The organism is Coprococcus sp. LG101-27 (genome assembly GCF_027695515.1).
In the GTDB taxonomy this organism is placed as follows: Bacteria; Bacillota; Clostridia; order Lachnospirales; family Lachnospiraceae; genus Allocoprococcus; species Allocoprococcus comes.
The window spans coordinates 235,242-250,590 of the sequence record NZ_JAQEUJ010000003.1; the positions used below are offsets into that span (position 1 = coordinate 235,242).

12 protein-coding genes and 1 pseudogene are annotated in these 15,349 nt (G+C 40.2%); 8 read left to right on the forward strand and 5 right to left on the reverse strand.

The window, feature by feature from the left end; translation table 11 throughout:
• The first annotated feature begins 147 nt into the window (after positions 1–147).
• A pseudogene (locus tag PG766_RS04920) lies at positions 148–1,076 on the forward strand (GTP-binding protein).
• A 142-nt stretch (positions 1,077–1,218) separates the two neighbouring features.
• Here the strand turns inward: PG766_RS04920 and PG766_RS04925 are convergent.
• From PG766_RS04925 to PG766_RS04945, 5 genes are read right to left on the reverse strand one after another with little or no spacing between them, the layout of a single operon-like run.
• On the reverse strand, positions 1,219–2,757 hold the full coding sequence (locus PG766_RS04925) for a serine hydrolase domain-containing protein (RefSeq protein WP_118198626.1): 1,539 nt from the start codon (positions 2,755–2,757) through the stop codon (positions 1,219–1,221).
• 24 nt (positions 2,758–2,781) lie between these two features.
• Positions 2,782–3,780, reverse strand: coding sequence for a dipeptidase (locus PG766_RS04930; RefSeq protein WP_117836132.1), 999 nt, complete (start codon positions 3,778–3,780; stop codon positions 2,782–2,784).
• Between the two features lie 13 nt (positions 3,781–3,793).
• Complete coding sequence (locus PG766_RS04935; protein ID WP_117836131.1) at positions 3,794–4,387, reverse strand: helix-turn-helix domain-containing protein; 594 nt, start codon at positions 4,385–4,387, stop codon at positions 3,794–3,796.
• A 36-nt stretch (positions 4,388–4,423) separates the two neighbouring features.
• Positions 4,424–5,587, reverse strand: coding sequence for a MalY/PatB family protein (locus tag PG766_RS04940; protein WP_118198628.1), 1,164 nt, complete (start codon positions 5,585–5,587; stop codon positions 4,424–4,426).
• 23 nt (positions 5,588–5,610) lie between these two features.
• Positions 5,611–6,465, reverse strand: a complete 855-nt coding sequence (locus PG766_RS04945) for a M55 family metallopeptidase (RefSeq protein ID WP_243000077.1) — start codon at positions 6,463–6,465, stop codon at positions 5,611–5,613.
• Positions 6,466–6,686: 221 nt separating this feature from the next.
• Between PG766_RS04945 and PG766_RS04950 the strand changes: the two genes are divergently transcribed.
• From PG766_RS04950 to PG766_RS04980, 7 genes are all read left to right on the forward strand, one after another.
• Positions 6,687–8,423, forward strand: a complete 1,737-nt coding sequence (locus tag PG766_RS04950; RefSeq protein ID WP_117824448.1) for a peptide ABC transporter substrate-binding protein — start codon at positions 6,687–6,689, stop codon at positions 8,421–8,423.
• A gap of 68 nt (positions 8,424–8,491) precedes the next feature.
• Positions 8,492–9,409, forward strand: coding sequence for an ABC transporter permease (locus PG766_RS04955; protein ID WP_117824449.1), 918 nt, complete (start codon positions 8,492–8,494; stop codon positions 9,407–9,409).
• A 15-nt stretch (positions 9,410–9,424) separates the two neighbouring features.
• A complete protein-coding gene (locus PG766_RS04960; protein ID WP_118198629.1) occupies positions 9,425–10,762 on the forward strand; it encodes an ABC transporter permease in 1,338 nt (445 codons plus the stop codon).
• A 13-nt stretch (positions 10,763–10,775) separates the two neighbouring features.
• On the forward strand, positions 10,776–11,807 hold the full coding sequence (locus PG766_RS04965) for an ABC transporter ATP-binding protein (protein ID WP_022220050.1): 1,032 nt from the start codon (positions 10,776–10,778) through the stop codon (positions 11,805–11,807).
• Positions 11,797–12,774, forward strand: a complete 978-nt coding sequence (locus PG766_RS04970; protein WP_008373311.1) for an ABC transporter ATP-binding protein — start codon at positions 11,797–11,799, stop codon at positions 12,772–12,774. Before PG766_RS04965 ends, PG766_RS04970 begins: the two co-directional genes overlap by 11 nt.
• 26 nt (positions 12,775–12,800) lie before the next feature.
• Complete coding sequence (locus PG766_RS04975) at positions 12,801–13,982, forward strand: MalY/PatB family protein (protein ID WP_118198630.1); 1,182 nt, start codon at positions 12,801–12,803, stop codon at positions 13,980–13,982.
• Positions 13,983–14,000: 18 nt separating this feature from the next.
• Positions 14,001–15,278 (forward strand): L-cysteine desulfidase family protein, encoded by a 1,278-nt coding sequence (locus PG766_RS04980; RefSeq protein WP_118198631.1) that lies wholly within the window; start codon positions 14,001–14,003, stop codon positions 15,276–15,278.
• The last annotated feature ends 71 nt before the right edge of the window (positions 15,279–15,349 follow it).

The following is a 15,349-nucleotide window of genomic DNA, read 5'->3' on the forward strand; positions in this document are numbered from 1 at the left end:
AAATGATTTTTAGAAAAAATGAAAAGAACTCAAATAGGAACTCAAAATTTAAGTTTCTGTTTGAGTTCTTTATTTGAGTTCCTTTAAGAAACAAAAAAATATGCTATTATCTTAAAAGAAGTAAAAAATCAAAGGGGAAAATTAGCGATGGTAAAAATAGATTTGATCACCGGTTTCTTAGGTTCCGGCAAGACAACGTTTATTAAAAAATATGCAAAATATCTTCTGGATAAAGGAATGAACATCGGCATCCTTGAGAATGATTTTGGTGCGGTAAATGTAGATATGCTTCTTTTACAGGACCTGATGGGAGATAACTGTGAGCTTGAAATGATTTCCGGTGGGTGCGACAAAGAAACGCACAGAAGACGTTTTCGGACAAAACTGATCGCAATGGGAATGTGCGGATATGACAGAGTAATTGTTGAACCGTCCGGGATTTATGATGTAGACGAATTTTTTGACGTTCTTCACGATGAACCACTGGATAAGTGGTATGAGATTGGCAATGTGATTACGATCGTTGACGCAAAACTGGAGCCGGAATTGTCAGAAGAAGCAGACTATCTGCTTGCGTCCGAGGCCGCAAATGCAGGAAGCATTATCCTCAGCAGGGCAGAAGAAGCAACAAAAGAACAGATTGAAAATACAATTGAACATTTGAACAGAGCGCTTGAACAGGTTCAGTGCAAGCGAAGGCTGGATCAGGAAATCATGAGAAAAGATGGAGCAGAGCTTTCGGAAGAGGATTTTGATAAGATCTTAAAGAGCGGTTATGTTGCAGAAAATTATCGGAAGATGGATATAGATGAGAAAAAAGGTTTTGATTCGTTGTATTTTATGGAATTAAAAATTTCTGCAGATGAATTGAAGACGCAGGTTGCGAAGATGATGCAGGATCCGGAATGTGGCGGTATTTTCCGGGTGAAGGGATTTGCGAAAGATGATGCAGGAAGCAGCTGAATGCAACCGGTCATGAGATCAGTATGAAGCCGATCGGAGACGGGCAGGAGGTTGTGATCGTGATTGGGGAACAGTTGAAGGAAGATCGGATACGGAAGTATCTGGAGAATTAGAAAGTGTAAAAGAGCACATCAAAAGCGATGTGATCCGGTCAGTATGCTGAAAACAGTTTTGTTTGTGTAATACAGCTGTTATTGTATCCATAAGCAACAGGACGCATGAAAAAGCTTTCGTTTTTTCATGCGTCCTGTTAATTTATTGTTTTTGGTAAATGATATGTTTTACACGGCCGCCATCCATAATGATGGTATCATTTTCAGCTTTTACATACATTACAAGATTTGCATCCATTCGGAAGATAATACTTCCTGATCCTGATTGATAAAGTGTTGTTTTCCCATAACGACGCATATGGATTTCGCATGTATTTTCAACTTTCACTAATTTCATGAAGGAATCGGTTTCATCGTTGTAATAGGTTCCTTCCTGGAAAAGTGCCGGATCTGCAGGCTTGGCAGGGGTCAATGTAAGTACACGGGCAGGAAGCCGATAAAGGATTTCCTTATCTGTGAAGTAGATCTTTTCGTCTAATGAACCAATGCGATAACCGCCATCCTCTTCTTTTACCAGTTCTGTGCGGCACCATTCTCTTTGCATATAGAAGGTACCGTTTTGCTCTGTAATATCAACAAACATTGGATCATCCGGAAGTGCTGTCAGGAATACACCGCTGCGAGCAGGTGCATTTTCATGTTCCGGCACGGCTGGTTCGGTACAATCCGGTAATCCGAGTACGATGCAGGCGGCTTTATCGGCAAGCTTAGACATTGCGTAAGTTGTGGTGTTACTGATCAGTACAATCTCCAGTTCTTTTTCCGGAATGCAAATAATTTCACCACGGTATGCAGCATCGGCACCGCCATGACCGAATACATCCAGACCATGAAGCTTATGGGTGATCAGTCCGCCGCAGTATTCAGCCGTTTTGCCATTGCTGAGAAGGACAGGTTTCTTCATAAGCTCGATAATTTCAGGATCGATCACATTTGGATGAATGTACTCATCTAATACTTTGCAGAGATCAGAAGCACAGGTATTTACAGAGGTTGGTCCGTAAAGTGCATAGTTCAGTGGATTGTAGTAGAATGTATCATCACCTTCGTCCTGGTAAGAGTAAGTAAGATCCGGAACAATCTGTGTAAAGCTTTCGCGGACAAAAGAATGTGTCATTCCGAGTGGAGTGAAAATACGTTCTTTTACAAATTGTGGGAAGCTCATTTGCGACAGTTTTTCAACGATAAGTGCCAATAAATGGAAACCGGTGTTACTGTATAAATACTGTGACTGCGGTTCAAAGTTCAGCGATTTCTGAAGAGATATCGTTGTATTGATATCATCCATGTCAATCTGATCGTTGATCTTGATACCGCGTAAAAATAAGAGTTCCCATTGGTCGCGAAGTCCGCTGACATTATTCATCATCTGGCGGATCGTAATCGGTGTTTCAATGTTGATATATTCATCTAAATATTTTCTGATGTTGTCATCTAAATCAAGTTTTCCTTCTTTCCAAAGAAGAAGAATAGACATAACAGTAAATTCTTTGGAAATCGATGCGACATGGAAAATACTTTCTTTATGGATTTTTAATTTATTTTCAAGATTTCCATATCCAAAACATTTTTCGTAAAGAGTTTTACCGTGCTGGCGAATCAATACCTGAGCGCCAGGGCAAAGACCGCGATCCCACATACGGAAAAGCTGATCTAATTGTTCTGTCATATTTGAATTCATTACAAAAATACTCCTTCTGATAAATTATTTTTTTAGAATTTTTTCGAATGCATAAAGCCAGTTTTTGCCTGAAAGCAGAGAAATCCGTTCATCTGAATAATTATGTTCTTTCATATCCAGCAGGAAATCTGGAATGTCTGCGTGACCGCCGGACAGAATATCGAAAGGATACTCCGGCATCAGAGATAAGTCTTGTGCGGAACTATTCTTTAAGAAGAGATCGCAAAAGTCAAATCCGAAACCGACATGCTGTTCTCCCATTACCTCAATCATGTAATCTAAGTGTGCAAGCATTTGCCGGCGGTCAGGTGTGCTGCCGGCATCTGCGTTAATGATACTGCAGGCATTCAGTCCTACCACACCTCCGCGTCTGGAAATTTCTGCTAAATGCTCGTCTTTTAAATTTCTGTTGTTATGAGCAACTGCCCGTGCATTAGAATGCGATGCGATTAGTGGGCAGGAGGTAATGGATAAGACATCATCCACGCCCTCGTCACTTAAATGACTGAGATCAATGATCATGTTTAAGGATTCAGCTTCTTTTACAAGCATTTTTCCAAAGTCGGTCAGACCACCTTTTTTGGCGTTCCCGGTAAAATCACAGCCGTCAGCTGCCATATTTCTGCGGCTCCAGGTAAGTCCCAGTCCTCTTACGCCTGCGGCGTAGAAAGCATGTAACATGAGGCAGGAGCTTATCGGTTCTGCTCCTTCAAACGAGAGAAGGATACCGACTTTATTTTCCGAAGCGGCTTTTACAAAGTCATCTGCGCTCGTGCAAAGCATAAGAAGGTCCGGACTTTCGCTTATCTCACAGTGGAGAGCGGCAATCTGTTCCATAGCGATTGAAATACCTCCATAAGGCAGGTACTGGCTATCTACAAAGAGGGAGGCAACGACTCCCGTCACGTTTCCTTTTTTAAAAGCTGGATAGTATAATCTTTCAATGACCTTATGCTCGCCGTTTTTGCGGCGTACAGCGACATCACTGAGTAAGTCAAAATGTCCATCAATAATATATTTCATAATCGTGTTTTCCTTAATAAACTAATTGTGAAAAGTAAACAATTATAGTAGCTTCTTCATCTGATGTATTCATGTAGTTATGTAAACAATTTTTAGGAATATAGAAACTGTCACCCTCGTGGATTACATAAGTACTGTTATCCATACGGAGTTCCAGTTCCCCTTTCAGGAGCAGGAGACTCTCGTCATAATTACCATGTGAAATCATCTGCTCAGTCACCCAGGTGTTAGGGTTTAATCTCACAATAAGTCCGGTCATTTGTGCTTCTTTTGAGTCCGGAAGTTTAGAAGGTGTAAAAATGGAGTAGGAAACATCGATTTCCGGGATTTTCATTGGAATTCGTTTTTCTTTTCTCACTAAATAAGTTTCTTTTGAATTATTTTTCTCTTCAGATGACTCAACAGAGAGTTCAGAGTCACCCATGATTAACCATACTTCTGAACAATCTAAGCAGGCTGCAATTTTTCTAAGTGCCACGAGTGAAGGAGATTTTAAATCTCTTTCAATTTGTGATATATGACCTATTGTGTATCCGGTAGCTTCAGCTACCTCTTTGAGCGTGAGCCCTCTTTTTTTTCGCATTTCGCGAATTCGGCTTCCATACATGATCCCGCTCCTCCTTTCGCAATTCAAGTATAAAAACTAGCGGTTTTTGATTGCTTTTTCAATGCGGGCAAGAGCTTCCTGAAGTTGAGCGCGTGGACAGCCAATATTTAATCGCATATAAGTGCTGCACTGAGCACCGAAACGATATCCAGGATTCATTTTTACCTTTGCTTTTTCTAAGAAAAATTGATTTAATTCGTCATTTTCCAGATTAAGCTTTGAACAATCAAGCCACAGAAGATATGTTCCTTCAGGTGACCAAACGCTGATTTCCGGAATATTTTCTCTGATATATTCCACGGTGAAATCTCTGTTAGCTTCGAGATATTGAAGCATTTCTGTAAGCCATTCCTCGCCTTTTGTATATGCGGCAGTCAACGCTGTCATACCGAAAACATTATCTCCTAGATCAAACGCATTATAGGTTGCGTCATACGCATTGTATAATTTCTTGTTCGGAATAACAACATAAGATTGACAAAGACCGGCAACATTAAAGGTTTTACTCGGTGCAAAAGCTGTGATTGTATGTTCCATAGCATAGTCCGATACAGATGCCATCGGAGTATGGTGTTTTCCGCCATATACGAAATCTGCATGGATCTCATCGGAAATAATATACAGCTCATGGCGTTCGGCGATTTTAGCAACTTCCAAAAGCTCTTCTTTTGTCCATACACGACCAGCCGGATTATGAGGATTACACATCATGATCGCTTTGCAGCGGTTGTCGATCTGTGCTTCCAGACGCTCGAAGTTAATGGAATAACGTCCGTTTTCATCACAATCTAACTGGTGATTAATGATAACACGTCCATTTTCTTCAATCGAAGAGTAGAATGGATGATAAACAGGTGTCATGATCACAATACGATCCCCAGGTGTTGTTAAGGATAAAAGACTCATAACAAGAGCAGGAACAACGCCTGGACTGAAGCCTAACCATTCACTCTGGATATTCCAGTGATAACGTCTTCCTACCCAGGATACGATGGCATCTTTTAATTCTTTGCTGTGATGAGTATATCCATAAACAGGATGATCTAAACGTTTCTGCATTGCTTCGCGAATTTCCGGAGCTGCTGCAAAATCCATGTCTGCTACCCACATCGGAACGACATCTTCCGGAACATTGTATTCCCATTTATTACAAGATGTGCCGCGTCTGTCGATGATTTCATCAAAATTATATTTTCCCATTTTCTTTTTCTCCTTCGAAATTTTTAGTTAGCTGTTCCTGCAAGACCGGTAATTGCAGAGATGCCACATTCTAATTCATGCATGTTATCGCATGTGATTTCTACTTCTGTACCGCTTAAGCGTTTCATGCGAGGAATTTGTGCAACAGTGTCGGCCATTGCTGTTGATTTAAATTCAAATCCCAGCTTGATCGGAGTCGCAACTTCGTATAAAGGAATTTTGCTTAAATCGGAATCAAGAACTTCTTTTACTGCAGAAATCGTATTTTCCCTGAGAACTTTTTGTGGTGGGAATTTTGCTGCATAGCGTGACAGAGCTTCTTTAGTTGTTACGAATTTTACCCATGGCATCATTTCTTTGTCTATAAGCTGTTTGCGAAGACCGGAATCACCGATGATAAGCCCTACCGGAACCTTATAAGAAGCAGCAAGTGCTGCGTTCGTTGTACTTTCGTTCATATAGGCTCCGTTAATCTTAAGGCTGGAAACAACTCTTCCGTAGAAGCTGTGATCCATATTGGCGAAATCTTCTCCCGGACCGGCATGATATCCGGCCAGAAATACAACATCGTAGGTTTCATCCAGGCAAGACATCATGTACTGTCTTCTTGGAGAACCGCTTACTAAGCTGATACGTTCATCCATCTGGCAAAGTTCATCATAAGAAAGGTTCGTTCCGCTTCCATGAGAATCAGAAATGGTGATTTCCCCGATTTCATCATTTCTGGAGGAAGCATGAATTCCTTCGATGATCCAGCGTACCTGATTGTGTAAAGCGCGGCGGAAGGAAGGAACCTCATCGCGTTCCTGGGATGGAGAAGTGATACCAGCCATTCCTTCCATATCTACAGAAATGTAGATTTTTAGTGCTTTCTTCATAAGAAAATCCTCCTTTATGTAATTTATTTGTTTTCTTATAGAAAAACAAAACATACAGTTGTTGAAATATTATAAAACAATAAAAGAATGCTGTCAATATCTTGACATAATATACAAAAAGAATTATACTGTCAGTAATATTTATACTGTGAGTAAAAAACACAGAAAAAATCTTTTTCGTAAAACGAAACTCAAAAAAGGATGTAAAGGAGGAGAAATGTATGAAAAAGAAAAAATTAGCGTTGTTTTTAGCACTGACGATGGTTGTCGCTAGTTTTGCGGGGTGCGGTGGCAAAAAAGAAAAAGCTTCTGACAATGGATCAGCAAAACAGGAAGCAGAAACGGAAACTGAAGGATCAGAAGAGGGAAGATACCTTATGTGGAGATTGTATTCTGAACCAAAGCAGTGGGACCCAACGAACAACTCTGAATCTGTATCAGATGCGATTTGTAAGCAGTTGTTTGAAGGCCTCACCGTATCAACATCCGATGGCTTTAAACCGGGTATCGCGGAAAAATGGGATGTTTCAGAGGACGGAAAAACATATACATTCCATTTAAGAAAAGATGCGAAATGGTCAGACGGAAGTCCGGTGACAGCAAAAGACTTCGAATATTCCTGGAGAAGAATTTGTGATCCGGATTTTGCATCTGAAGCACTTCAGGCTATCACAGATTATGTTGTAGGTGCTACTGAATATTTTGAAGGAACAGGTGAGTATGATGATATCAAAGCAACAGCAATTGATGATTATACATTTGAAGTTGTTTTGAAGAATGCAACACCGTTCTTCCCGCAGTTAGTTGCCAATGACGTTTATCTTCCTATTAAAAAAGAAGCAGTGGAAGCAGCAGGTGAAGGATGGGAGAAGAAACCGGAATCAGCAATCAGTAACGGAGCATTCTACTTAGAAGAATATCAGGTTGGATCTCATTTATTACTGAAAAAGAATCCTTACTACTATGCAGCAGACGAAGTAAAACTTCCTGGTATCAAAGCAGTATTTATTACAGATGATAATACCGCATATCAGGCATATCAGGCAGGTGAGATCGATGTTATGGATCACCTTCCGGCAGAACAGATTCCACAGATTGTTGCTGAAGATCCATATGTAATTGTCAGTGCCGATACAGGAGCACAGTTCCTGAATTTCAACGTAGATAAAGCACCATTTGATAATGTTCATGTAAGAAAAGCAGTTGCCAAGGCAATCGACAGAAAGCAGATCACAGAACAGGTATTAAAAGATGGTTCTATCCCGGCAAGTAACTTTATCGCTCCGACATGTCAGAAAACAGATGGAACACATTTTCGTGAACTTGAAGCAGATGGATATCCGGCAGAAGAATATGGAATCGATCCGCGTCAGGCTAAGGTAGAAGATGCGCAGGCAGAACTTGCGGAAGCAGGTTATCCAAACGGAGAGGGCTTTCCGGAGGTGGAAATCACATATGCGAATACTGAAAAGAACAAGAGACTTTGTGAAGCAATTCAGCAGATGCTGGAAACAAATTTAAATATCAAAGTTAAACTCCGCGCAGAAGAATCAAGTGTATTCAGCTCTACAAAGAGTAAAGGTGATTATCAGATGGCTCCTGGTGGCTGGACAAATAACCCATACGATGCAAGTGGACTTATTAAACTTTTCTATTCTCAGAATGGTAATAATACATGCCAGTGGAGATGGAGAGAATACAAAGGCGCTCCGAACGATACAACATTAAATCCTGGTAACAAAGCATTTGATGAAGCATTTGATAAAGCAATGGCTTCATTAGGCGAAGAAAGAGATGCAGCCTGGGAAGAAGCGAATAAAGCACTTATGGATGATATGCCGATCACAGCACTTTATTATCCGTCATTTGTGGCTCTTGTAAATGAAGATCAGGTAGAAAACGTTGAACTTACATTGGGCAATTCATTTATGTTCAGCCATGCTGAAATCGTTGAGTAGTTGTTGACTTTAGGAAGACCGAAAAGTACCTTGCTTTTCGGTCTCCCTATTATTAGAGGAGAAGTAATATGCTGAGATATATAGCGAAAAGAGTACTTTCTGCGATTATTACGATCTGGTTCATTATGACACTGACATTTACATTAATGAATGCAATTCCAGGTGACCCATTTGCCAGCGAGAAAATGAACGATCCGGTAATTATTGCAAATATGAAAGCAAAATATGGTCTTGATAAACCGTTTATTGAACAATATGGAACATATATGCGGAACTATATGCATGGGGATTTTGGTATTTCCTTTATGAAAAAAGGAATCACAACCAATGATATTATTTCAGCAGGATTTCCATATTCTTTAGCAATCGGTATTTGGGCTTCGTTAGTTATTTTAGGTTTCGGAATATTTTTTGGTATTATTGCCGCATTGAGGCAAAATAAATTTGTAGATCGAGTCTTGATGGTGCTATCAACCCTAGGGGCGACAATCCCAAGCTTTGTATTTGCAACAGGATTCTTATATCTGTTCAGCAAGATTTTAGGATGGGTACCATCGTTTGGTGTGAATAGCTGGAAGGGATATATTGGACCGGTTATAGTCAGTGCATTATTCTCACTGGCATATGTTGTACGACTGACAAGAACTTCTACGTTGGATGTTCTGAATCAGGATTATATTCGTACAGCAAGGGCAAAGGGACTTCCTGAATGGAAGGTACTTGGAAAACATGCATTAAGAAATGCATTGCTTCCGGTTGTAACTTATATCGGACCGATGTTTGCTGCATTGATTACAGGATCTTTCGTAGTAGAAAAGGTATTTGGTATTCCTGGAATCGGAAACTTATTTACAAACAGTATCCTTAACCGAGACTATACATTGATTATGGGTATTACTGTATTTTTCTCAGTTATTCTTGTAATCTGCATTTTAGTAGTCGATATTCTGTATGTATTAATTGACCCACGTATTAAATATCAGTAAAACAGGTGAGAAAATATGAGCGAAAAAAATAACGTTATCTCTCCGGAATTATGGGCACCGTTGGAACAGGAAGAAAAAAATGCTGAGAAAATGGAAAGGCCTAGTCTTACTTTTTTACAAGACGGATGGAGAAGATTAAAATCCAATAAAATAGCGATCCTTTCTTTGATCGTAATTGCTTTGATTACAATCGGAGCTATTTTTATCCCAATGTTTTGGAAATATGATTATAAGACACAGAATCTGGAATTAGCGAATATTCCGGATGTAATGAAAGTATATCCGCTTGACAACGGAAAAAATATTTATGTAACACCACAGTATACAGTTGTTGTGGTTGACAAAAAAGGAAATCTTGAAGGACTTGCAGAAGTAAAGAATAAAGATGTCAATGGAAAGAAAAATTTCTTTACGGTCGGAAACAGTGAAATCTGTGTTGATTATAGTGGTTATTCAGATGCAAGTAAAGAGTATAAAAAATTAGAAAAGAAAGCAGCAAAAAAAGATTTAGATACAGTAGCGATCAAAGGAATTAAATATCTTGAAAACTATTATGCAGGAAGCGATGTGACAGAGGTTACAATTGAAGAAGCCAAAAGTATTTTGGAAAACAAGATAGAAAGAACAGTGATCACTTGTGATGGTGAGAAGCTTACAAAGCAGGAGAAGATAAAAAATAAAACCTATCTGCTTGGAACAGATGGTCTGGGAAGAGATCTGTTTATCCGTATTGTATATGGTGCACGTATTTCTCTTTTGGTTGGTCTGTTTGCGGCATTTATCAACTTTGTGGTTGGTGTATTCTACGGTGCGATTGCAGGTTACTGCGGTGGAACAGTTGATAATATCATGATGCGTTTTATTGATGTTTTGGACTCCATTCCGATGACGTTGTATGTTATTTTGATCATGGTTGTAGTAGGACCTGGTATTTCTTCGATCATTATTGCATTAGGTTTGACATTCTGGGTTAAAATGGCCCGTATCGTCAGAGGACAGGTTCTGACGCTGAAACAGCAGGAATTTGTCAAAGCAGCGATTGTAACAGGAGCAGATACAAAGAGAATTATTGTGAAACACTTAATCCCGAATATGATGGGACCTATCATGGTAAATATGGCAATGCAGATTCCAAGTGCAATTTTCAACGAGGCATTCCTGAGCTTCGTAGGTCTTGGTATTTCTGCACCGATGGCTTCCTGGGGTACTTTGTGTAATGACGCTTTAGCAGGAATTTATGTATATCCATATCAGATGGTATATCCGGCGATTGCCATTTCAGTTACAATTCTTACATTTAACTTATTGAGTGATGGTTTAAGAGATGCATTCGATCCAAAACAGCGTAAGTAAGGAGGAAAAGCAAATGAGTGAAAAATTATTAGATGTAAAAAATTTACATACCTCTTTCTTTACGCATTTAGGAGAGGTGCAGGCGATCCGTGATGTCAGTTTTGGATTAGATAAAGGCGAGATCATTGGTATTGTAGGTGAATCAGGCAGTGGGAAGAGTGTTACGTCACTTTCTATTATGGGACTGCTTGCATATCCGGGAAGAGTAAAAGACGGGGAGATTCTCTTTAACGGAGAAGATCTTTTGAAGAAGAAAAAAAGTGAGATGCGTAAGATTCAGGGGGATCACATTGCTATGATCTTCCAGGATCCGATGACATCATTGAATCCGTTATTTAAAATTGGTGATCAGATTACAGAAGCCATTCTGACACATCATAAAATTAAAAAAGAAGATGCAAAAAAACGTGCACTTGAAATGCTGCGGCTGGTAGGTATTCCTTCACCGGAAAAAAGATTTCATTCCTACCCGCATGAATTTTCAGGCGGTATGAGACAGAGAGCAATGATCGCGATGGCGCTTTCCTGTGAGCCGGAGCTTCTGATCGCAGACGAGCCGACAACCGCGCTGGATGTTACCATTCAGGCCCAGGTACTGGCTCTTATGAAAGAATTAAATGAAAGACTTGGAACAGCTACTATTTTGATCACACATAACTTAGGATGTGCATCAAGTATCTGTGACAGAATCATCGTTATGTATGGCGGAAAAATTATGGAAGAAGGAACAACAGAAGAAATCTTCTATGAACCGCACCATCCATATACCATGGGACTTTTGAACTCTGTACCAAAAGTAACCGGAGAAGCATCAAAAGAAAGACTGGTTCCGATTCTTGGAACACCGCCGGATATGCTTCATCCACCGACAGGCTGCCCGTTTTATCCGCGCTGCAAATATGCAATGAAAGTATGTGCATCCATGCCGGTGCCGGAACAGTATATCAGTGATACACATCGTGTAAGCTGTTTTATGTGCCATCCGCAGGCACCTCGGAACGAAGAGTACGAAAGTCAGAAAGGAGGAATCCGACATGCCAAATAATACACTTCTGGAAGTAAAAGACCTGAAAATGTATTTTGAGAATAAAAAAGGATTTTTAGGTAAAAAAATCGAGTATGTAAAAGCAGTGGACGGAGTTTCCTTCAAAATTCAAAAGGGAGAAACAATCGGACTTGTAGGAGAGTCCGGATGTGGAAAATCTACAACCGGATATTCCATCATGCGTCTCTATAAACCGACAGCAGGAGAAATCATATTTGATGGGAAAGATATTGCACAGTTGAGCGCAGCCGAAGTATGGCCATATAGAAAAAGAATGCAGATGATCTTTCAGGATCCATATGCATCTCTGAATCCTCGTATGACGGTTTCAGATATTATCGGTGAGCCACTGGATATTTATCATCTTTATGAAGGTAAGGAAAGACAGGAACGCATCTATGAATTGTTGAATACAGTTGGTCTTGGAAAAGACCATGCCAGCCGTTATCCTCATGAATTTTCAGGTGGACAAAGGCAGCGTGTCGGGATTGCAAGAGCACTTGCGGTAAATCCGGATTTTGTAGTCTGCGATGAGCCTATTTCGGCACTTGATGTCAGTATTCAGGCACAGGTAGTAAATATGCTTGAAGATCTGCAGGCAAGTCTTGGACTTACTTATTTGTTTATTGCACATGATCTTTCTATGGTCAGACATATTTCCCAAAAAGTAGGTGTTATGTATCTTGGATCTCTGGTAGAATTTGCGGAGACAGAAGAATTGTACGAACAGACACTGCACCCATATACAAAAGCATTGATGTCAGCGGTTCCTGAACTTGATCCTGCGATCAGTAAAACTAAGAAACCGGTTATGCTGCAAGGGGATGTCCCAAGTCCGATTGATACACCGGTAGGATGTAAATTTGCATCCAGATGCCCATATGCTACCAAACGCTGTCATGAAGAAAGACCAATCTTCAGAAACGTTGGAAATGAACATTATGTAGCCTGTCATCTGGTAGAATAATGCATAATTAAAGAGGAAATGAAAATATGAAATACAATTTTGATGAGCCTGTTGACAGAAGCAAAAACCGTTCTGCAAAATATGATGAAAGGGTAAAGAATTTTGGGACAGATGATGTGATTCCGCTTTGGATTGCAGATATGGATTTCAAGACAGCGCAGCCTATTATTGATGCATGTAAAAAGAAAGCGGAAGAAGGAATCTGGGGTTATACATCCCGCCCAGATAGTTATTTTAAAGCGTATGCCGACTGGCAGTTAAGAAGAAACGGATGGGCACTTGATACAAACTTATGTAGTTGGTGTTTAGGTGTGGTTCCGGCTCTTGCAGCGATCATTAAGCTATTTACAAAGAAAGAAGAAAAGGTTTTAATTCAGCCACCGGTTTATCCGGAATTTTTCGAAATCACAGAAAATACAGGAAGAGAACTTGTACAAAATAATTTCCTTGAGCATGACGGGGTGTGGAAAGTAGATTTTGAAGATTTTGAAAAGCAGGTAAAAGATCCCGCAGTGAAACTCTTCATTTTATGTAATCCACATAATCCGCTTGGACGCGTATGGTCCCAAGATGAGCTGTCTAAAATGCTGACACTTTGCTTTGAAAATGATGTTCAGGTAGTTTCGGATGAAATTCATTCGGATCTCATATTTCATGGGAAAAAACATATTCCGGCAGCAATTGTTGTCCCAGAAGCAGCTGATAAGGTGATCACATGTATTTCCGTGACAAAAACATTTAACCTGGCAGGACTTCAGGCATCAACCACGGTATTCCCAAATCTGGAGATGAAGAAAAAGTTCGACGGATATTGGGGTGGAATGGATATACATAGAAACAATGCGTTTAGTTCTGTTGCAATGGAAGCAGCATTGAATGAGGGCGAAGAGTGGTTGGAACAACTCCTTGCGTATATTTCTGGAAATCTTGATTATATATGTGATTATTTTGAAAAAAAGATTCCTCTGATCAAAGCAAATATGCCGGATGCAACCTATCTTGTGTGGCTGGACTGCAGAGCACTGCATATGGATAATGAAGAATTAAAGGATTTTATGATTTATAAGGCAGGGCTTGGATTAAATGACGGTTCGTCTTTTACAAGGACAATGAACGGCTTTATGCGGTTGAATGCAGCTTGTCCGAGAGCTGTTTTGGAGAAAGCTTTAAAGCAATTAGAGGATGCAGTCAATAATCTGAATATCTGATTAGAGGAGAAAAAGAAAATGCATGAATTAACACAATTAATTAAAGAGGATATGCGTCCGGCTCTTGGGGTAACAGAGCCGGGAGCGATCGCGTATGCGGTTTCAAAGGCAAAATCCTACGTTGCGGGAGAACTGGAAGAAGTTACACTTTTGCTTAATAGCGGAATGTATAAAAACGCATATACATGCGGTATTCCGAACAGTCATTTTTACGGGAATGAATACGCGGCAGCGCTGGGAGTGATAGCAGGGAAACCGGAAAAAGAGCTGGAGAGTCTTGCGGATGTAACAGAAGCTGACAATGCAGCAGCAGAAAAATTGGTAAAAGACGGAAAAATCGTTGTAAAAATGAGTGAGATCACAAGCCGTATTTTTATCGAAGCCCGTGTAAAGACAACAGCTGGAGAGGCAGTGGTTCGGATACGCGATGCACATACGAATATTGTTCGTATTGAGGTAAATGGAGAAGTGATTCTTGAGAAAGAAGAGGCTTCTGTGGAAGGCGGTCAAGAAGAAAAACCACTGATCCACAATTACACATTAAAACAGATTTACAAATATGCAAAAGAAGTTCCGGCAGAGGAAATCGAATTTATAAAAGCTGCCTATGAGATGAACTATGCCTTGTTCGAAGAAGGGATTCAGAATCCAAGAACGACATATGCACGCTATCTGCTTGAGAAAAATGGCGGAAAGATTATTTCTGATAATGAGTTAAATACAGCATCCTTACTTTGTAATGCAGCAATTGAGGCCCGTGTGATCGGACTTGACAGACCGGCCATGAGCATTACCGGTTCCGGTGCCCATGGAATCATTGCAACCATGCCACTTTACGGTGTTTGCAAGATCCGGGGCTTAAGTGATGAAACCTTATATCGTGCGACCGCATTAAGTTATCTTATCTGTATGTATATCAAAGAGTATTCCGGAAAACTTTCTGCTTTTTGCGGCTGTGGTATTGCGGCCGGCACCGGAATGGCCTGTGCATTGGTTTTTCTTAACGGTGGCGATGAAAATGCAATGGCAAGAACGATCAACAATATGTCCAGCAGTATTACGGGTATGATCTGTCACGGCGGAAACAAAGGATGTACGATGAAAGGTGTTGTGGCAGTGAACGCTGCATTCCAATCAGCAGACTTTGCGATGCATGATATTTTTATTGATGATATTCATGGAATCAATGGTTTTACACCAGAAGATACGATGCGGCATATGGGAGAAATCGCTTCGCCAGGCATGATTGGAACTGAGAAGACAATCGTGGATATTCTGCAGGAAAAAGGAGAATAGAAGATAGAAAAAGAAAAAGTCTTTGAATTGTGAACTGCTTCCCGTCAAGTAGACAATTAAAAAAATAAAAT